Origin of the sequence: Indibacter alkaliphilus LW1 (assembly GCF_000295935.2) — a bacterium.
GTDB classification, from domain to species: domain Bacteria; phylum Bacteroidota; class Bacteroidia; order Cytophagales; family Cyclobacteriaceae; genus Indibacter; species Indibacter alkaliphilus.
On the sequence record NZ_ALWO02000021.1, the window covers coordinates 25,264 to 42,461 of the forward strand.

Consider the following 17,198-nt stretch of genomic DNA (forward strand, 5'->3'; position numbering starts at 1 on the left):
TTAAACGGAATCAATGTTTCACTAAAAGTTTAAAAATTATGACAGTAGATCAGTTTACAATTTCACTTTGGTCACAGTTGCAGGAAAAACTGGATGAAATACCAAAAAACGGAGGAAATAAGCTGCAGCATTTACAGCTTTGTTTTGAGCAGACAGAATTGACTATTGCCAAGCTCAAGGAATTTGTCCTTAAATATGAGTTCAATGATGAAGAGGAAGAGATCAGGTTTTTTAAGGAGATCAAGCCTAAGTTTGAAAGTACGCTCTTTTACTATGCAGAAGTATTTACAGTAGAATCAGATAGACCTATTGCCGGTAAAAAGGTTCAGAAACAGTACCTTTTAAAGAAACAGGAAATCGTATACCAATTTTTGAAATCCCAGCAGCATTTGCATAATTATATCAAACTCAACAGGAGTGATTCTGATGGCCAGTACTTTTTAAGGAAGAACTTCAATCATGAAAAAAGACCGAATGGAATCTGCTCCTCACTCGATGAAAGATTCAGTACAGTCCACAGTTATCTGGTGTCGAAAATCAAAGCCTATATAGAAGTCAACAGCTACCTTCAAAAAGAGATAAAGTTCCTTGGACGGGCGACTGCCGAAGATAGTCCGGATGATCCCCGACTGGTGTGGACTGCACCCAAGGTCCATTTGATAGAGCTGATTTATGCACTCAAAGTGGCCGGGGTTTTTAATAATGGCAGTGCCGAAATCAAGGAAATAGCAGAAGGATTGAGCAGGTTTTTTCCTCAAAGGCTTAAAGATTACTACAGGACTTTTCAGGAGATCAGGATCAGGAAGAAAAGCAGGACAGTGTTTCTTGACTCCTTAAAGGACAACCTGGTTCAATCCATGGAAAAGGCAGAGTCTTTTTCTGATATGACTTACCCATAAAGGAGGGGTGTTTAGATATTTTGTAATCCAGTGTTTAGCCATTAGAGGACTTAAAGATGGGCATGAGGGATTATTAGAATTGATAAATTGTGGAATTGTGAAATTGTTTAATCGGTGAATCGATGAACTGAGGAACTGTTTGTTGGAAACTAATGACCATCATTTGATCAAACATTGAAAAGCCCAAGATGGAACCCTGCGATCTATGGTTGACAAAAATGGTGTTTTGACTGAGGGATGTCCAATGGGGAATTAAAGGTTCCGCCAAAAACAGGGAAGGGAGAAATTGGAGCTGGATATAGCCCTAAATAGGGCTTGCTGAAAAAGTCTCAGGTATGCCAGATTCAAAGCGGGCGAATGAAGATGTATGCTTATACTTCGAGTGAGCCCAATGAAGAAGATGGTATGTCTGAGACTAGCCTGAAAATTTCAAGTTGTGGAATTTCCAGGAGCACGCAAATCAAGCTAGATCATTGAATAAACTTGCACCTTCTTAAAAAGAAAATACTTGTTAAATTGGGATTCATCAAAATGCAAAGAATTTATTCTCTTGTTGGCGTTTTTCAGCACGCCCTAAATAGAATGGCATGCCTAAGCAATATAGGGGCTATAAACCGCTGGTGTTTGGGTTCCTGCCAATAGACTTGAACAAGAGTATTGGAATCAGTCTCACTAAACATGAATATAGTTACAAAAGGATTGCCAATCCTGAATTATCTGTCTTTGGAATTTTTAAATTCCGAAGGCTATTATTATCTAAAAACTGAAAAATGATCTTAGATCTTTTCCAGTACAGTTTTGGCAAAACAAAGTGTAAGTGGCTTTTGAGCAACATTCTTGATTAAGCCCCTAATGATTAAACTTTCAAGTGGGATTTCTTGAACACTGCTACTGACAACCACTATATCGTAACATTGCTCGAAACCTTCGCAATATTGGTACAGGGTATCTATCAGTTTTATTCCACTAATTTTTGGCATCAGTAAATCCAATAAGATGAGGAACCTGGATTTTTGGTGGAATTTTTCGGGAAAGTTTCTGAGCAAAAAGTGTAATCCCTGCATACTATCTTGAAAAGACTGAACTGGAATTTCTGGTAGTAATTGCTGGATGATTCTTTTATTGATGGTTAAAAAGAGAGGATCGTCATCTATCAGAATGACTTTTTCCCAAGGATGGTTTTGGAGCATAAAATAAAGGTTAAGGTATAACCCAATCCTCTCTCATAAGGTGAACTAAATTTAAGGTATTATTTTAAAAATGAAAATTATTCAAGCGTTAAATCCTTCAGGCCAAAAAATATCATTCATCTTACCTCCATACCATGTTTTTGATCTAAGTTGATAAAGGATGTCCTTCTCGCCTAATAGAAAGGCTTACTGTCCTCAGCCCTATAGGGGTACCTTGTATTATAGCCTAGGGTTTCAACCCTAGGTTTTGGAGTAGATCATTGGAATTGTTTTTGGCGAGGGATGCCCAATAGAGAATTAAAGGTGCCGCCAAAAACAGGGAAGTGCTAGATTGGGGCGTAAAGCTGGGTTGGTAGTCAGCTCAGCTCCTTTTGTTTCGAAACGGTGATCAACCGATATCCCTTAGCCCTTAAATTTACGATTTGGCATTTGGGATCCATTTTCAACACATCCTTCAGCTTTGAAATCACAACCCTTAAATTCCCTTCATTCTGATCGTTGTAAGCCCCCCATATTTTGTTGATCATTTTCCTAGTGGGGTACACCCTGTGCATATTGGTATACAATTCCCATAAAACTTCTTTTCTCATTTGTTGTAGGCTTCTTTCCTTATCCTTACACCTTACTTTTGATTCATAGAAATTAATTTCAAGATCACCGAGTCTGTACCAACCTTGATCATATTTCGGTTGAGGCTTTTTCAGAAAGTTTCGGACCTTTAACTTAAGCTCCTCGATGTTTGTCGGTTTTCTTAGATAGTCATCCACCCCAATACTCAAGCCTTCCAGTACATCCTCAACACTCGTTTTTGCAGAATGTAGAAAAATAGGCGTTAGTCTGTCATTGCTTCGTATATGCGCCGCAACTTCCAAACCGCTGGTTTTTTCCATAATGATATCCAGGATAATCAGGTCGGGGGGATTGATAGTATACTCATGTATGGCAGCGGCACCATCATAGACTACCTTTACCTCATAGCCGAGGTCTTTTAAGGCGTTTTGCATCATGTAGGCCATTTCCTCATCATCTTCTGCTATCAGTATTTTCTTCTTTATTTCCGGGGGATTTTGATCTGAAAGATTGTCCATGGTTCTGAAAATTTAAGTTGAATATTACCTTTATGTAATTCTATAATTGATTTGGCGTAGAATAAGCCCAATCCACTTCCTTTCAGGCTTTCATTCTTCTGGAATATGCCTCTATGGTATTTGTCAAAAATCTTTTTCCGGAGTTTCCTGGGTACTCCGGGCCCGTTATCCATAAAAGAAATAAGAATGGCTTCTTTTTGCTCAACCACAATTTTGATAATGTCCCCTCCATACTTGATGGCATTGTCCAAAAGGATGGAAAATGTTTCCCTTAAAAAAGTTTTGTCAGCAATGATCTGTACTTCATCATGCTCTGTCTCAATGGAAAAGTCTTTTCCATATTCACCGGGTTTGTCAGGAATGCATTCCTTTATCAGAACCAAAAGATCAAAAGAGGTCTTGGTCAGCGGCTTTTCATTGTGGGTCAAAGTGGAAATATTCAGTATTCTGTCACAGATATTGTTCAGGTAACCAAGATTCCTTTTGAGAATTTCGAAGGTCTTCAAATCCAGACTTTTGGCCTCTTTTGATTTGATCTGGCTTTCTAAATAATCTACGGAAAAAACCCCTTTAGAAAGAGAGCCTTTAAGACTATGGCTGATAAATTGTACAAACTCCTGTTGACCTTCATCAATTTCCTTCTGGGTTTTGAGTGACCTGAAAAGCATCATAAATGCAAATACAATCAAAGCAATAAATACCATGGAGATGCTGATATCGAATATGCCACTTGCAATTAAAGCTTTGGGATGGTTGGTATATTGGAGAAAAATCCGCTGCCCCTTGGGGATAAAGACCGACTTGGCTTCAAGTACCTGGTTTTCCGGGTTGCTTGCTAATTGTTCCAATTCCTGCGGCTCAAGGTTTTCATTGATATGGATAATCTCATAATCGATGCTGTGATTATAGGGTATTAACTCCCTGACAAAGAGCATTTCAAATAAATGCTGATCCAAAGTGTCCCTTATAATGGTGGCTTTTATGGATTTTGATTTACTGCTGGAAACTTTGATATCCATAAAATTTTCAATGTTTAGTTCATCCTTTAATTCTTTTTTTGGCGATGTCGGATTTAGTATTGAGTCTAAGGCTTTTACCAGATTTATATTAGTGGAAATTTCCGAAGGGGAACTGTCTTGATTTGGAGTAAATTTTACAGTTAAAATATCTTTCTTTCCCATTTCCTGAAAGTATAAGTCTGTGGTGTGATTTAAATTGTTCTGTAGATCAACTGCTACCCTTGTCTTTTGGAAATGGTAGTTTTGGACTATCCTGTAAACCTGAAGGCTTACAGCAAAAATTACTGAAAGGCTGATGATGAAAAGGAGATTATTATATTTCATAGCTTTCAAACTAAAAGTATTATTAAATATAAGTGCAATTCTGCACATTTTACTAAGGAGTTAATACTACTTAACACTTTTCTTGAAAAAATACAGAGTATAATACAGAATTTACCAGAAGTATTTGACAGTAAGTGAATTGCTGTCTTGAATTTTATTCAATTATGTTCAATTTTTAAAAATTAAAACTATGAGAAAATCAGTAAAAATTATTTTGGCAGGATTTGTATTCTCCCTTTGTTCACTAAGCCTGAGTTCAGGGGAATCATTTATGGAGGATTGTCCGGATTGTAATACAACCATGGACTCTTGCGAGGTTAGTGTAGATTGTGGCAATGGATACCAAGTGACTGTCACAGCATCAACTTGTTCAGATGCATTGGCAGGTGCTTTACTTATCTGCGCGCAGATGTAAGATGATCTTTTTATCAACCTTACCCAACAGCCCTTTTTGGGCTGTTTTTTTTTGCTGGTTTTTTCACCTGACTTGGGTCAAGAGGGTGAATTTTAGGGATATGGATTTTTCAGATTTGGGTCATACTAACGAACATAATGATGGTAGACCTTTCCTCCCCTTATTTCTGGCTGGCCCTGGGCCTCTTCTTATTGATCTACTATGGGCTAATTCTCCTCAGCTTTTACAGAGATAAGCTGAAGAAGGCCTTCGGAAAGGTGAAAAGTCCTTCCAAAGTTGGCGATGATTTGGCTGTGGATAGTAGTTCTCCTAGGCTCATAGAGGCATTTGCTGCCTACAGGGATTACCTCATGTATAAAAACAAACCCCTCAAAGCGTTTCCGGTACTGCTGCAGGAACCTTATAGGGGTATCATCAAAGAACTCGAAACCAATTACAAATCCACTAAACTTAATTCTTAAGCCATGCAAAAAATGCAGTTTAAAATCCCCCTGATCCTCACAGCCCTGCTGTTGCTTTCCGCAGCAGCGGTGGCACAGGACGGCAATGCCGGAATCTCGGCCGCCACCACCCAAGTGAGATCCTATTTCCAGTCCGGCGTCAACCTGATGTATGCCATAGGTGCCATAGTCGGCCTGGTAGGAGCAGTAAAAGTGTTCAACAAATGGAATTCCGGTGAACCCGATACAGGAAAGGTGGCAGCAGCATGGTTCGGAAGCTGTGTGTTCCTCGTAGTCGTCGCCACCGTACTATCTTCTTTCTTCGGATAATATGGGCAGGACATTCAAAATCAACAAAGGAGTCAATGCACCCATGGAGTTTCAGGGCCTCAAAGCCCAGTATATTCTCTATATGGGTTTGTTGCTCCTATCCATGCTCTTTGCCCTCGTCCTAATGTACCTGGTAGGTCTGAATTTTATCCTTAGCCTGATCCTGATAGGAGCCCCCGGAGCTTTCGGGGCATGGAAAATCATGGAGATGAACAAAACTTATGGAGAAAATGGCCTGATGAAGCTCTCGGCAAGAAAGCGCCTGCCAAGGGTGATCCGCTTTCGGGATAGGGTATTTGTGAAAAGGTTGAAGACTTTAAACAAATTGAATCATGTTCAATAATAAGATTAAAGACCTGGATGAACTCTTTCCCATCTACAGATTGGAAGATGGGATATTGCTCTCTTATGGAGGAGAAATCACTGCTGGATTCAAACTGAGCTTCCCCGAAATATTTACCCAAGGGGAAAAGCAACTTGAAAACCTCCATGCCACCTGGACCAAATTGATCCGGCTCCTGCCAGAAGGATACATCCTGCACAAACAGGACAGGTTCCTGAAAAGGCAGGTGGACAATAGCCATAAAGAAGAGCTGGATGAGTTCACCGCCGGCTTTCTGGAAAACAAAAGCAAGCTCTTCTTTCATGAAAGGGAATACCTCTCCCATGATACCTACCTGTTTTTATGCAGAAGAAATCAGGGCAAACCCCTAGGCAACTCAGCATTATCCAACCTCCTGCGCAGTTCCCTGCCTGATCCCGAACTGCTTTCAGATGGGGTCTATGAGAAATTCCACGCACTGTTGGGACAGTGCGAAGCAGTACTGGCAGAGTCCGGCATCCAGGTCAAAAAGCTGTTTTCTGAAGACTATACAGGACATCTGGGTGCAGCAGGTCTTTTGGAACAGTATATCCTGCTGAACGGAAATGCCTCCAAAGGACTGCTGTCGGATGTTGCTTTCCATCCTGAGCTGAAAATAGGGGAACAGGAGCCGCTAATATTCAGTCTGGCAGATGTCAATGACCTGCCCAACCTCTTCCCTGTTGCCGAAGAGTTTGAACCTTATTCAAGTGATAGGAGTGCCTTCACCCTGGGGCTGACAGCTCCCATATCCCATCTTTTGCCCTGCAATCATATTTACAATCAGTTTATCGTAACAGAGGACAAAAACAAGGTTTTAAAAAACCTGGAGTCCAGAAGACTGCGCTTTCAGTCATTGTCAGCCTACAGCAGGGAAAATGCCATTGCCGCAGATGCCATGCAGGATTACCTCAATGAGGCCATATCGGAAGGCAGAACTCCCGTAAAGGCCCATTTTAACCTGATCTGCTGGGGAGAGGGTAAGCGGGAACTTCAGAACATGACAGCCGCCGCGCTCACCAAAATGAACATCATTCCCAAACTGGAAACCCATGGGGCAGCTCAGCTGTACTGGGCCGGTATTCCGGGAAATGAAGCAGCCTTGCCTGTCAATGAAACCTTCGACTGCTTTGCGGATATAGCCGCCTGCCTGATCAATTCAGAGGGTGCTTATCACAGCTCTCCCGGGACATTCGGAGTCAGGTTGGGAGACCGACTGTATGGCAAACCCCTCTTGGTGGATATTTCAGATGAACCCATGCAAAGGGGATGGATCACCAACCGCAACAAGTTTGTACTGGGACCTTCTGGATCAGGTAAAAGTTTCTTTACCAACCATATGGTCAGAAGCTATGTGGAGCACGGTGCCCATGTGGTTTTGGTGGATGTGGGGCATTCCTACCGGGGATTGTGCGAACTGCTCAAAGGCTACTATTTCACCTATGAGGAGGATCGGCCCATCAGCTTCAATCCCTTTGTATTGAGAGAAGGAAAGCTGGACACCGAAAAGAAGGAAAGTCTCAAAACCTTGCTTTTGGCCCTTTGGAAAAAAGATGATGAGACCTTTACCAGAAGTGAATATGTGGCCATCTCCAATGCCCTGAAATCCTACTATGCCTATTTGGAAGCAAAGCCTGACCTGTTTCCCTGCTTCAATACTTTCTATGAGTTCTTGGTGGCAGACTTCTCCCTAGAGCTGGAGGAACTGAAGGTCAGCCAAAGGGAATTTGACCTCAATAATTTTCTGTATGTGCTCAGGCCTTTCTATAGGTCAGGTGAGTTTGACTACCTGCTCAATGCCACAGAAAACCTGGACCTCCTGGACCAGCCGCTGATCGTCTTCGAACTGGATAACATCAAGGATCATCCCATCCTGTTTCCTGTAGTGACCCTCATCATCATGGAAATCTTTATCTCCAAAATGAGGCAGCTCAAAGGGATCAGGAAAATGATCCTGATAGAGGAAGCCTGGAAGGCCATCGCCAAAGAAGGTATGGCCGAATACATCAAATACCTCTTCAAGACTGTGAGGAAGTTCTTCGGGGAAGCAGTAGTGGTGACCCAGGAGGTGGATGACATCATCTCTTCCCCTGTGGTCAAAGATGCCATCATCAACAATTCCGACTGCAAAATCCTGCTGGACCAATCCAAATACCAGAACAAGTTCCACCACATTCAGGATCTCCTGGGATTGACCGATAGGGAGAAAATGCAGATACTTTCCATCAACAAGGCCAATGATCCCAAATACCGCTACAAGGAAGTGTTTATCGGACTCGGACCGGTAGGGAAGGTGTACCGTACTGAGGTCAGTCCGGAAGAGTACCTGACCTATACCACTGAGGAAAAGGAACGCTCCAGACTGGACATGCTCACCAAAAGGTATTCGGGAGACAGACAGCGGGCCATTGTACAGATGGCAGAGGAACTCAAAACCCTAAAGCGATGAAGCCTTTGTTCAGAATGGGCAGAAGGAAGGGCCTGAAATTTATCACATGCCTCTTACTCTCGGCCTGTGTGGGCATTGGAAATGCCAATGCCACTTCTGATCCAATTTCAGAGATCATCAAAGCAGGGGTGAAGCGGGTGATCATTGCCGTAGACCTGCAGATCCAACGCAGACAGAATGAAGTCATCTGGCTCCAGAATGCACAGAAAGTAATAGAAAATACCCTGTCCAAACTCCGCCTGGAAGAAATACAGAACTGGACACAAAGACAGCAGGAACTGTACTCGGATTACTATGAAAGCCTCTGGAAAGTAAGGTCACTTTTGCAGGATATGCAGATGGCCAAAGAGACAGTGGAACTGCAAAAAGCACTGGTGGAAGAGTACATGTTGACCTGGCAGTTTCTCAATGCCGAGCCGCTTTTTGTGGCCGCAGAGCTACTGGAAATCCAAAGGATGTATGGGAGGATTTTATCCCATTCCCTGGAAAATGTACAGCAGCTTTCCACGCTCATGAAAGACTACAGCCTCAAAATGGAGGATGGACAGAGGATCAGAAAAATGGAGGAAATCCGTGACAATACGGCCTTGCTCCTGGCAGATACCCGAAGGGTAAATGCCCAGCTGACCGGCTTACATAGTATGCGCAAATCACAGCTTCAGCAAGGGAAGTCATTTAAAAAATTACTGCCATGAACGCCGTCAAGTTAATTGTATCCATAGTGATTTACCTGATTGTCAATCAGTATGTTGAAGGGCAGAACCTCAAAGAGTGGTTTATGCAGCAAAAGACCCAGATCGAGTACCTCGTCTCCCAGAATGCAGCCCTCCGGGTATTGAACGGAACGATCCGAAAAGGATACAGTGAAAAGGGCTTTGGACTGGGTCTGATCAATGAAGACCTGCAAGGGGAGTTTGGACTGCATACCTCCCATTATTTGGATTTTGAAGCCCTTCCCCCGAATGAACATGAACGCCTGGAATCCGAAATCAAAACCCAACTCGATCAGCTTGAAAACTTAAGTTTCGCAGTTCGGAAAATGATCAACAGATCCGGCATTCCCATTCGCTTACAGCAGGGGTTGATGCAGCTTCACTCAGGCATAAATAAGGTTCTGCAACAAAAGAAGTCACAGGCAGAAATACTGCTCTCCCAAGGGGAGCTCGAAATGGATGATGCAGAAAGATTGGAAAGGCTGACAGCGCTGGGCCGGGCTTTAACAGAAACGGAAAAAGACCTGAGAAGACTGGTCCTGATCTACGAGGGAATCCTACAACATAGGATGATAGAATCTACAGCAATTAATCAAAGCAAAACCTTATACCCATGAAACGATTGTTTGCCATTTGCCTCTGTTTTCAGATGTGCTTTACCGGCTTTTCGGCAAAAGCCCAGGACCATGAAATACAACAGCTGCTCCTCAATGTTGACAAGCTCAACCAACTGAGAAGTATCCTTACCACAATGGAAGATGGCTATAACATCTTATCCAAAGGATATACCGGTGTAAGGGATCTGAGTCAGGGTAATTTTTCCCTGCACAGGACTTTTTTTGATGCCCTGCTGGAAGTCAGTCCACAGGTAAGGAATTACTACAGGATAAGGGAGATCATAGATATGCAGCTCAGGGTGATCAGACTCTCCGGCCAGTCCCTGAATTACTTCAGGCAGTCAGGAAGCTTTGGTCCCAATGAGCTGGCTTATATGCAAAGGTATTACGGCAGGCTGATGGACAGGAGCATCTCCAACCTTCAGGAATTAGGTCTCATACTTACTGCAGGAAGGCTCTCCATGTCCGATGACCAAAGGCTTGCTGCCATTGATGGGATACACAGGGACATGGGCAGGCTATTTTCAGCCTATACCCAGGCTGATCTGGTCTTTGCAGGCATAGCAGGCCTGAAGAGGCAGGAGCAGCATCAGGTTTCCGTTTCACTTCAGTTTACAAGGCCATGAGAAAGGTAGCCAGGATGGAAATAAGGAAAAAGAAGGCATTTGCTTTCATGGCTTTGCTGCTCATGCCGGGAGGTATGCTGATGGCCCAAAGCCTGGGCAATGAAACATCAGGGTTGCAGGCAGTATTGGAAAACCTTTACAGGGAAATGATTCCCTTGGCTTCCGGTCTGACTTCTGTGGGAAGGGCCATTGCAGGGGTGGCAGCATTGCTCTATATCTCTTCCCGGGTGTGGAAGCACATTGCCAATGCAGAAGCTGTGGAGTTTTATCCACTGCTCAGACCCTTCGGGATAGGATTGGCCATTCTTTTCTTTCCCACCCTGCTCAATATCATGAACGGTATACTGGATCCGATCACGCAGGTGACAGGTATACTGACAAGAGATTCACATGCTGCCATACAGCTCATGCTGGATGAAAAACAAAAGGCCCTGGAGAGCGGGAAATATGCAGAGGTATTTGCTGTAAGTCCCGAGAGCCTGGGCAATGCAGAACTCTGGCTCAAATACGAAGATCCTGATAGGGTGCCGGGGGAAAGCTTAGCTGCTGACAGTGTAAATGCCTCTAAGTTTTTGAGTCAATTATTGGTATTCAACATGCAGCAGTATGTGAAAAGGATACTTTCCGAAATCCTCCAACTGCTCTATCAGGCAGCTGCTTTGGCCATCAATACCATACGGATTTTCTACCTGATCGTGCTGGGGATACTGGGTCCCATTGTTCTTGGACTGGCCGTATTCGACGGTTTCCAACATACTTTGTATACCTGGTTTGCCCGGTATATCAATGTGTTCATGTGGCTGCCCATTGCCAACATATTTGGAGCCATCATTGCCAAGATCCAGGAAAATATGCTTCTCATGGATATGGACCAAATTGCCGCATCGGGAAGAACCTATTTTTCTTCCACTGATATAGCCTATCTGGTCTTTTTGATCATTGCTATCATAGGATACTTTACGGTGCCTTCTGTGGCCAATTACATCGTCAGCGTGGGAGGCCGGGATACACTTCTCCACCGAAGCAGCAACCTACTGACCTCATCTCCGGCCATGGCTGCCAAGTACATGCGGTTCAACTCTTCTTCATCTTTATAACCTGCCTAAACCATGTTCAAACAATTACAACACCTTGAAACCGCATTCCAATATGTCAAAAGGCTCTCCTTTGCAGCCTTGGGCCTGTCCTTTTTGCTGATGCTTTACGCGGTATGGACCGTACGGCAATCAGCAGAAGAGTCCGCCTCCAAAGTATATGTGCTTGCATGGGATAAGCTCCTCGAGGCCCAGGCTTCCCCAAGGGCAGCTTTTTTGGATGTGGAGCTGAGAGACCATATCAGGATGTTTCACCACCATTTCTTTTCCCTCTCACCGGATGAAAAAGCCATCAACAGACAACTGGAAAAAGCCCTGTACCTGGCCGATAGATCCGCAAAGGAAACCATAGACAACCTGAGGGAAAAGGGATACTATAGCCAGTTGGTGGCATCCAATATCCAACAGGAGCTTATTCCGGACAGCGTAGTGCTGGATACCTCTGTCTATCCCTACCATTTCAGCTATTTCGGCAAACAGAGAATTGAGCGGAGCAGCTCCATCGTGATCCGGAGCCTGATCACTGAAGGACGCCTAAGAGAAGTACAGAAATCGGACAACAACCCCCATGGCTTCCTGATCCAGAACTGGAAGACCATAGAGAACCTGGACCTGGAAGTCATCAAGAGATAAAAAAATGATCTGTCATGAAAACTGAACATGATTCAATATCCCTTGCTAGGTGTCCAGGAAGCATCAGATTGCTAGGGGTGGAGCTGCTCCCTTCAGGATCCATCATCTATTTGGGCATAGAAAGAAATGCCAAAAGACTAGGGGAGTTTCTCGGACAGCAGGAACAAAAACTGCCCAAACCGATCAGGAGGTATGTATGGGGATTTCTGGCAATGGCTTATTGCTTCATGCTTATTTCCGGACTTTGGGCTGAAAGAAGGGGAGAGGAGTATTTGAATCATATTCAAATACCTGTGCTTGCTCCATCGGATACGGTTCGGGAAAATAGGCTGTCATTTCCTTTAGAAATATTTGAAGACTGAAAACCACAATACCACTATAAATCAACCATTCACTTTAAACATCAATACCATGAAAGATCTCAAAAAGAAAAGACAGGCAATATTTTACATGTTGTTGCCCCTGGGCATAGTGCCCTTGCTGTTGTTCCTGCTTTACAAAAGCGGAGGGATGGAGCTCGTAGCTGCTGAAAGTCCAAGCGGACTCAATACCGAATTGCCTCAGGCCATCAATACACAGGCTGAAGCCGGCAAAATGGAAATTTATCAGGTGGCCGAGCAGGAAGAAAAAAAGCTCAAAGAACAGAGACGGTTGGATCCTTATTTTGATAAGGTTCCGGAAAGAGAGATTCTAGAACCAGAAGGCATGCCCATTGGCCTGGAGAGAAAACAGCTGGCCATAGCCGATAACCTGAAAGAAATCACCAAGCTGATTGAAGAGCCGGCTATGCCCAAAAATATTCCTGCTCCGGAAAGGAAAAAGACGCTTAGAGAGCCGGAACCTCCACTGAATCCCGAGGTGGAAAAGCTGGAAAAACTATTGGGTAATATTACCCAGTCCCAGAAAGCCCCGGATCCTGAAATGGAACACCTGGAGGGCCTGATTGATAAAATCCTGCTGCTACAATACCCTGAAATGGTTTCGGAAAGCAGGGAAGAGGGAGGTATGGAAAAAGCTCCTGTTTTTGAAGTAAAAAGTGCCCAAAGACCTCCCTTGCCTGAAGTGAAACCTGACATCGGGATTTTTGAGAGTGAGGCTGAAAAGGCTTTTGTCCCTATTGAGTCCAACGGTTTTTATGACCTGAATACGGTCTCCTCAATGGAACTGGAATTAAGGCCTGCTTTTCAGGCCATCATAGCCGAAGACAAAGAGCTGGTGACAGGCGCCTCTGTCAAGCTTCGGCTTGAAGAGGATCTCATGATCAACGGGATGCTTTTTAACATTGGAGATGAACTTTCAGGCACCTGCCGGCTATCGGGAGAAAGGCTTTTGGTCAAGGTTTCCCAATTGCGCAAGGACTATTACCTGCTGCCTGTGGATATGGAAGTCTTTGGACTTGATGCCTTGCCAGGAGTATTTATTCCCGGAGCCATATCAAGGGATGCGGCCAAGGAAGGGGTCAATACAGGAATTTCAGGATACAATCCCGTACAGCCAGGATTTACCCTGGAAACCCAATTGGCCAGCATGGGAGTGGAAACAGCCCGTGGCTTTCTGTCCAAAAAAGCCAGGTTGATCAAGGTGAATGTCAAGGCAGGGCACCCGGTTCTATTGGTCGACAAATCCTGAAGCCATGACAGCTGAACTCAATATTTTCCAGTGCAGTGATTCTGCAGTCTGTACCTCTCCCAAAAGGTGGCCGGTATGGTCCCTGCTCATGCTCTTATTCTTATTGGCATTTTACAGCCACTCAAGCCTGGCGCAGGGAAGGAGTCCGGAAATCGGGACCTACCAAAAGGTTATCATTTCCGGCTCTTCTCTCCAGGTGGGATGGGATAAAACTACCGTGCTCATCTTTCCTTTTGAAATCATGAGCGTGGACAGGGGAAGCAAAGCCCTCATGGCACAAAAGGATGCGGTTGCCCATAATGTTCTCAAACTGAAAGCAGGTCAAAGACATTTTCCGGGAACCAACCTCCATGTCATGACAGCAGATGGGGCCATATTTTATTTCGAAGTAAGCTACCATGATACTCCCGCAGAAACATCCATCAACATACAGGAAGGGGATAGGGTATCTTTTCAACGATTGGCCAAGGGCTTTCCCAAATCCCATGAAATAGAAGCAGTGGCGGAAGCCCTGAAGTCAGAAAGGCCTTTTATGCGCAAAAAGCACAAGCATTTGGGGCTGAAGCTGATGCTCAGGAGCATCTATGCCCAGGATGGTCTGATGTACTTCAGGATGCAGCTTAAAAACAGGTCCAATATTCCATTTGATCCCATCCTGGATATTTCCAGGGTTCAGGATAAGAAACTGGCGAAGCGTACCAGCGTCAGGGAGATTGAAAAGACTCCGGTCAAAGTCTTTCATGAAAAAGATGCAGATGGCTTAAAAGGCCCCATGGAGCTGGTATTGGTATATCCTGAATTCACCATTGCAGATGACAAATACCTGCATATAGGATTTGCCGAAAGTATGGGTGACCGCAATATCGCATTAAAAATTAAAGGTAAGCAACTGCTCAAAGCAAGAAAGCCTGCCAATGTTCAACTTAATATACACTAACACCATGAATCAGGAAAATCTGGATTACCTCAAAGAAAGGCTCAAGTACTCAGGCTTCGATGAAAGCCTGGGAACCCAGCTGGAAAAGAAGCTCAAAGCAGGGGAGGAGAACTTTACCCTCCCCCTCAAAATGGAAGTGGAAGGCAGAAACATGGACATGCAGCTGCATTTCGGAAAATCAGCTGTCTCTGATCGCTATTTCTTCAACAAATACGATGTCAGCCTGTCCAATGCCAATCCCTCCATTGAACCCAAAACCCATACCTTCTATGCTAATCAGGGAGTGACGGTCAAGGAGGCCTTCAACCTAATGGAAGGCAGGGCAGTAATGAAAAACCTGCTCAATGCAGAAAAGGAGCCTTACAAAGCCTGGCTGCAGCTGGACCTGGGCGTAAAGGAACAGAACGGCAACTTCAAAATGGAGCAGTACCATGAGAATTATGGCTATGATGTCAAAAAGGTACTGGAGAACCTGCCCATCAAAGAGGCCTTTGATCCCAACAAAGCAGATTGGCTTTTGAAAGCGGTTCAAAAAGGCAACCAATATCCGGTTACCATGCAAAAGGACGGAAAAGAGGAAATCATGTATGTGGAGGCCAACCCCAAGTTCAAGTCTGTCAACGTGTATGATTCACAGATGAGGACGGTGAAAACCAATGAGCTTACGCTGGACAATGTGGTCAAAGAGCCGGATGAATCCAAAAAAAAAGCCCGTATGATACCCGAAACGCCCCAGGTGCCCAAGGCTTCTAAGGGAAAGAGGGTTTGACTTGTAAAAGTAAACTGGAATGAAGTAAAAAGCACCTTTCTAATGGGGAGGTGTTTTTTTCATGACTTTAATCAAAACTGGAAATTAAAATATAAATACATCGAATTTCTCATTAGTAAAAAATTCAAAGCAGTTAATAAATGCCAAATCTGGAATTTTATCAGGTATATGCTATAAATAAAATTGGATAATTAATAATTGTATTTTAATTTTTTTACAAAAACTATAAAAAAAGTTTGTTATTAAGTAAATCATAAATTTACTTAATAAATAGTTTGAATTAAGGAGGGGAGAAACGAAAGATTTAGAATATTCTTTGGGGAATGACTATAAGAATAGTACAATTTACGGTAAGTGTAAAGTTATCAATGCCTAACAATATTTGATCATAATCTTTATTTTCTTAGTTTCATTCACATTTAAATTTTAAAAATCATGGAAAGATTAGACATGGAAAAAATGGAGAATCTGGTCGGTGGATCGGATTATTGTGACACAGCTTGGTTGTTGCTTAGTGGTGGTGGATTTCAGGGTAGCGATGAATTGTATCAGCTTCTAATACAGTCATATGAAGCAAATTGTCCGAATCATAACCCACCAATGCAATGATTTTAGCTATAAAGGCTGTTCTAAGAATCAGCCTTTATTTTCTTTTTGTTTACAAATTAAATATATAATTAAAGTCTCACGTGCTATATGAATCCTATCCAAATAATATGTGTATTACTAATTTTTTCTATCCATGATGATCTTTTAATCGGAAAGTGGAAAATGTATCGAAATGAACCTATGGAAAATATTCTTACATCAAAAAGATTTCAAATGGAAGATGAAGAGACAAAAAGTCAATTAGCTGAAACCTTTTCAAAGGTTCTAAATGGTTCATATTACCATTTTGCAAAAGATACTGTAAGATTTACAGACTATAAAAATAATGAAATTATTGAATTAAAAGGTCTTTGGTGGACAGATGGTGATACTTTAGTAATTGGACAATTACAAAAAATGAGCGTTCAAAAATATTTAATTACCAAATTAAGCAATACTGAACTACACATGAAAATGATTAATCCACGTGATGGAGTTCCATTTAAAAGTAGTATGATTTTTAAAAAGGAAGAATTGATGGATTTCGATTAAATGCAAATTCATTTTATAGAATATTTTGAAATCATAAATAAATAAAGTATGACTAAAGTAATTATTTTAATAGGGTCTTTCATTTTGGTTTTGAGTCCTATTTTGGAAGGAAAATGGATTTTAGAAAAATATGAAACTTTTGAAAATATAATCGGGTCTAAAAGTTTTCAGGAACTTAGCAATGAAGACCAAATAAGAGGTTTTCAAATGTATAACCTTTATATGGAAAATGTTTTTCTGGAATTTAAGAGTGATACTTTACATTTTAAAGATTTAAAAAACGAAAAAATTATTGACAAAATAGGTCTTTGGTATATTGATAAGGATACTTTAATCATAAATGATTTAGAAGTTTTGGCTACTTATAAATATTTTATTGAGTCTCATTCTGATTGTGAATTATATCTGAAAACTATTTTTCCTGATGGGGAAATAGCAAAGAATGGGAGGGTGTTTGTCAATGAAAGCTGCAAATAGATTATTTCAAAAATTTCTTTTAAATGGACACTATCCCGATAAGTGTGT

The 17,198-nt window shown here is 42.5% G+C and carries 21 protein-coding genes; 18 read left to right on the forward strand and 3 right to left on the reverse strand.

What is annotated here, in order from left to right:
- The first annotated feature begins 38 nt into the window (after positions 1–38).
- Positions 39–899 carry an RteC domain-containing protein gene (locus A33Q_RS04110; RefSeq protein ID WP_009035914.1) on the forward strand — a complete coding sequence of 287 codons (861 nt, stop codon included), beginning with the start codon at positions 39–41 and terminating at the stop codon, positions 897–899.
- Positions 900–1,675: 776 nt separating this feature from the next.
- On the opposite strand, the gene A33Q_RS04115 is transcribed toward A33Q_RS04110, so the two are convergent.
- From A33Q_RS04115 to A33Q_RS04125, 3 genes are all read right to left on the reverse strand, one after another.
- Positions 1,676–2,089, reverse strand: coding sequence for a response regulator (locus A33Q_RS04115; RefSeq protein ID WP_009035913.1), 414 nt, complete (start codon positions 2,087–2,089; stop codon positions 1,676–1,678).
- Between the two features lie 356 nt (positions 2,090–2,445).
- Entirely contained in the window at positions 2,446–3,177 is a 732-nt protein-coding gene (locus A33Q_RS04120) for a response regulator transcription factor (RefSeq protein WP_009035912.1), read from the reverse strand.
- Positions 3,141–4,520 (reverse strand): sensor histidine kinase, encoded by a 1,380-nt coding sequence (locus A33Q_RS04125; RefSeq protein ID WP_009035911.1) that lies wholly within the window; start codon positions 4,518–4,520, stop codon positions 3,141–3,143. The genes A33Q_RS04120 and A33Q_RS04125 overlap by 37 nt, the downstream gene beginning before the upstream one ends.
- A 190-nt stretch (positions 4,521–4,710) precedes the next feature.
- On the opposite strand from A33Q_RS04125, the gene A33Q_RS21945 reads away from it, so the two are divergent.
- The 17 genes from A33Q_RS21945 to A33Q_RS04200 all read left to right on the forward strand — a co-directional run bounded on the left by A33Q_RS21945 (position 4,711) and on the right by A33Q_RS04200 (position 17,150).
- Positions 4,711–4,935 (forward strand): hypothetical protein, encoded by a 225-nt coding sequence (locus A33Q_RS21945; RefSeq protein ID WP_152527376.1) that lies wholly within the window; start codon positions 4,711–4,713, stop codon positions 4,933–4,935.
- A 137-nt stretch (positions 4,936–5,072) separates the two neighbouring features.
- On the forward strand, positions 5,073–5,396 hold the full coding sequence (locus tag A33Q_RS04130; protein ID WP_009035910.1) for a hypothetical protein: 324 nt from the start codon (positions 5,073–5,075) through the stop codon (positions 5,394–5,396).
- A 12-nt stretch (positions 5,397–5,408) separates the two neighbouring features.
- Entirely contained in the window at positions 5,409–5,705 is a 297-nt protein-coding gene (locus tag A33Q_RS04135; RefSeq protein WP_407635777.1) for a DUF4134 domain-containing protein, read from the forward strand.
- Between the two features lies 1 nt (position 5,706).
- Positions 5,707–6,048: a DUF4133 domain-containing protein gene (locus A33Q_RS04140; RefSeq protein WP_009035908.1), complete on the forward strand. Its 342-nt coding sequence runs from the start codon at positions 5,707–5,709 to the stop codon at positions 6,046–6,048.
- Entirely contained in the window at positions 6,038–8,515 is a 2,478-nt protein-coding gene (locus A33Q_RS04145; RefSeq protein ID WP_009035907.1) for a TraG family conjugative transposon ATPase, read from the forward strand. The genes A33Q_RS04140 and A33Q_RS04145 overlap by 11 nt, the downstream gene beginning before the upstream one ends.
- The gene (locus tag A33Q_RS04150) at positions 8,512–9,210 is read left to right on the forward strand and encodes a hypothetical protein (protein WP_009035906.1); all 699 of its coding nucleotides are present in this window, start codon (positions 8,512–8,514) and stop codon (positions 9,208–9,210) included. The genes A33Q_RS04145 and A33Q_RS04150 overlap by 4 nt, the downstream gene beginning before the upstream one ends.
- Positions 9,207–9,845, forward strand: coding sequence for a hypothetical protein (locus A33Q_RS04155; RefSeq protein ID WP_009035905.1), 639 nt, complete (start codon positions 9,207–9,209; stop codon positions 9,843–9,845). Before A33Q_RS04150 ends, A33Q_RS04155 begins: the two co-directional genes overlap by 4 nt.
- Positions 9,842–10,471, forward strand: a complete 630-nt coding sequence (locus tag A33Q_RS04160; RefSeq protein ID WP_009035904.1) for a hypothetical protein — start codon at positions 9,842–9,844, stop codon at positions 10,469–10,471. Before A33Q_RS04155 ends, A33Q_RS04160 begins: the two co-directional genes overlap by 4 nt.
- Positions 10,468–11,568 (forward strand): conjugative transposon protein TraJ, encoded by a 1,101-nt coding sequence (gene traJ / locus A33Q_RS04165; RefSeq protein WP_009035903.1) that lies wholly within the window; start codon positions 10,468–10,470, stop codon positions 11,566–11,568. The genes A33Q_RS04160 and traJ overlap by 4 nt, the downstream gene beginning before the upstream one ends.
- A gap of 12 nt (positions 11,569–11,580) precedes the next feature.
- On the forward strand, positions 11,581–12,198 hold the full coding sequence (traK, locus tag A33Q_RS04170) for a conjugative transposon protein TraK (protein WP_009035902.1): 618 nt from the start codon (positions 11,581–11,583) through the stop codon (positions 12,196–12,198).
- A 14-nt stretch (positions 12,199–12,212) separates the two neighbouring features.
- Positions 12,213–12,560, forward strand: coding sequence for a hypothetical protein (locus tag A33Q_RS04175; RefSeq protein WP_009035901.1), 348 nt, complete (start codon positions 12,213–12,215; stop codon positions 12,558–12,560).
- A gap of 49 nt (positions 12,561–12,609) precedes the next feature.
- Positions 12,610–13,827: a conjugative transposon protein TraM gene (traM, locus tag A33Q_RS04180; RefSeq protein WP_009035900.1), complete on the forward strand. Its 1,218-nt coding sequence runs from the start codon at positions 12,610–12,612 to the stop codon at positions 13,825–13,827.
- 4 nt (positions 13,828–13,831) lie between these two features.
- Entirely contained in the window at positions 13,832–14,764 is a 933-nt protein-coding gene (traN, locus tag A33Q_RS04185) for a conjugative transposon protein TraN (RefSeq protein WP_009035899.1), read from the forward strand.
- Entirely contained in the window at positions 14,742–15,533 is a 792-nt protein-coding gene (locus A33Q_RS04190) for a hypothetical protein (protein WP_009035898.1), read from the forward strand. The genes traN and A33Q_RS04190 overlap by 23 nt, the downstream gene beginning before the upstream one ends.
- A 435-nt stretch (positions 15,534–15,968) precedes the next feature.
- On the forward strand, positions 15,969–16,142 hold the full coding sequence (locus A33Q_RS22280) for a hypothetical protein (RefSeq protein WP_009035897.1): 174 nt from the start codon (positions 15,969–15,971) through the stop codon (positions 16,140–16,142).
- Positions 16,143–16,229: 87 nt separating this feature from the next.
- Positions 16,230–16,673, forward strand: coding sequence for a hypothetical protein (locus tag A33Q_RS04195; protein ID WP_009035896.1), 444 nt, complete (start codon positions 16,230–16,232; stop codon positions 16,671–16,673).
- A 48-nt stretch (positions 16,674–16,721) separates the two neighbouring features.
- Positions 16,722–17,150, forward strand: a complete 429-nt coding sequence (locus tag A33Q_RS04200) for a hypothetical protein (protein WP_009035895.1) — start codon at positions 16,722–16,724, stop codon at positions 17,148–17,150.
- Positions 17,151–17,198: the final 48 nt, after the last annotated feature.

What these genes read in the sequence shown, in the direction of transcription:
- A33Q_RS04110 (WP_009035914.1), top strand. Translation starts at nt 39, where the DNA reads ATGACAGTAGATCAGTTTACAATTTCACTTTGGTCACAGTTGCAGGAA.
- A33Q_RS04115 (WP_009035913.1), bottom strand. Translation starts at nt 2,089, where the DNA reads ATGCTCCAAAACCATCCTTGGGAAAAAGTCATTCTGATAGATGACGAT.
- A33Q_RS04120 (WP_009035912.1), bottom strand. Translation starts at nt 3,177, where the DNA reads ATGGACAATCTTTCAGATCAAAATCCCCCGGAAATAAAGAAGAAAATA.
- A33Q_RS04125 (WP_009035911.1), bottom strand. Translation starts at nt 4,520, where the DNA reads ATGAAATATAATAATCTCCTTTTCATCATCAGCCTTTCAGTAATTTTT.
- A33Q_RS21945 (WP_152527376.1), top strand. Translation starts at nt 4,711, where the DNA reads ATGAGAAAATCAGTAAAAATTATTTTGGCAGGATTTGTATTCTCCCTT.
- A33Q_RS04130 (WP_009035910.1), top strand. Translation starts at nt 5,073, where the DNA reads ATGATGGTAGACCTTTCCTCCCCTTATTTCTGGCTGGCCCTGGGCCTC.
- A33Q_RS04135 (WP_407635777.1), top strand. Translation starts at nt 5,409, where the DNA reads ATGCAGTTTAAAATCCCCCTGATCCTCACAGCCCTGCTGTTGCTTTCC.
- A33Q_RS04140 (WP_009035908.1), top strand. Translation starts at nt 5,707, where the DNA reads ATGGGCAGGACATTCAAAATCAACAAAGGAGTCAATGCACCCATGGAG.
- A33Q_RS04145 (WP_009035907.1), top strand. Translation starts at nt 6,038, where the DNA reads ATGTTCAATAATAAGATTAAAGACCTGGATGAACTCTTTCCCATCTAC.
- A33Q_RS04150 (WP_009035906.1), top strand. Translation starts at nt 8,512, where the DNA reads ATGAAGCCTTTGTTCAGAATGGGCAGAAGGAAGGGCCTGAAATTTATC.
- A33Q_RS04155 (WP_009035905.1), top strand. Translation starts at nt 9,207, where the DNA reads ATGAACGCCGTCAAGTTAATTGTATCCATAGTGATTTACCTGATTGTC.
- A33Q_RS04160 (WP_009035904.1), top strand. Translation starts at nt 9,842, where the DNA reads ATGAAACGATTGTTTGCCATTTGCCTCTGTTTTCAGATGTGCTTTACC.
- traJ (WP_009035903.1), top strand. Translation starts at nt 10,468, where the DNA reads ATGAGAAAGGTAGCCAGGATGGAAATAAGGAAAAAGAAGGCATTTGCT.
- traK (WP_009035902.1), top strand. Translation starts at nt 11,581, where the DNA reads ATGTTCAAACAATTACAACACCTTGAAACCGCATTCCAATATGTCAAA.
- A33Q_RS04175 (WP_009035901.1), top strand. Translation starts at nt 12,213, where the DNA reads ATGAAAACTGAACATGATTCAATATCCCTTGCTAGGTGTCCAGGAAGC.
- traM (WP_009035900.1), top strand. Translation starts at nt 12,610, where the DNA reads ATGAAAGATCTCAAAAAGAAAAGACAGGCAATATTTTACATGTTGTTG.
- traN (WP_009035899.1), top strand. Translation starts at nt 13,832, where the DNA reads ATGACAGCTGAACTCAATATTTTCCAGTGCAGTGATTCTGCAGTCTGT.
- A33Q_RS04190 (WP_009035898.1), top strand. Translation starts at nt 14,742, where the DNA reads ATGTTCAACTTAATATACACTAACACCATGAATCAGGAAAATCTGGAT.
- A33Q_RS22280 (WP_009035897.1), top strand. Translation starts at nt 15,969, where the DNA reads ATGGAAAGATTAGACATGGAAAAAATGGAGAATCTGGTCGGTGGATCG.
- A33Q_RS04195 (WP_009035896.1), top strand. Translation starts at nt 16,230, where the DNA reads ATGAATCCTATCCAAATAATATGTGTATTACTAATTTTTTCTATCCAT.
- A33Q_RS04200 (WP_009035895.1), top strand. Translation starts at nt 16,722, where the DNA reads ATGACTAAAGTAATTATTTTAATAGGGTCTTTCATTTTGGTTTTGAGT.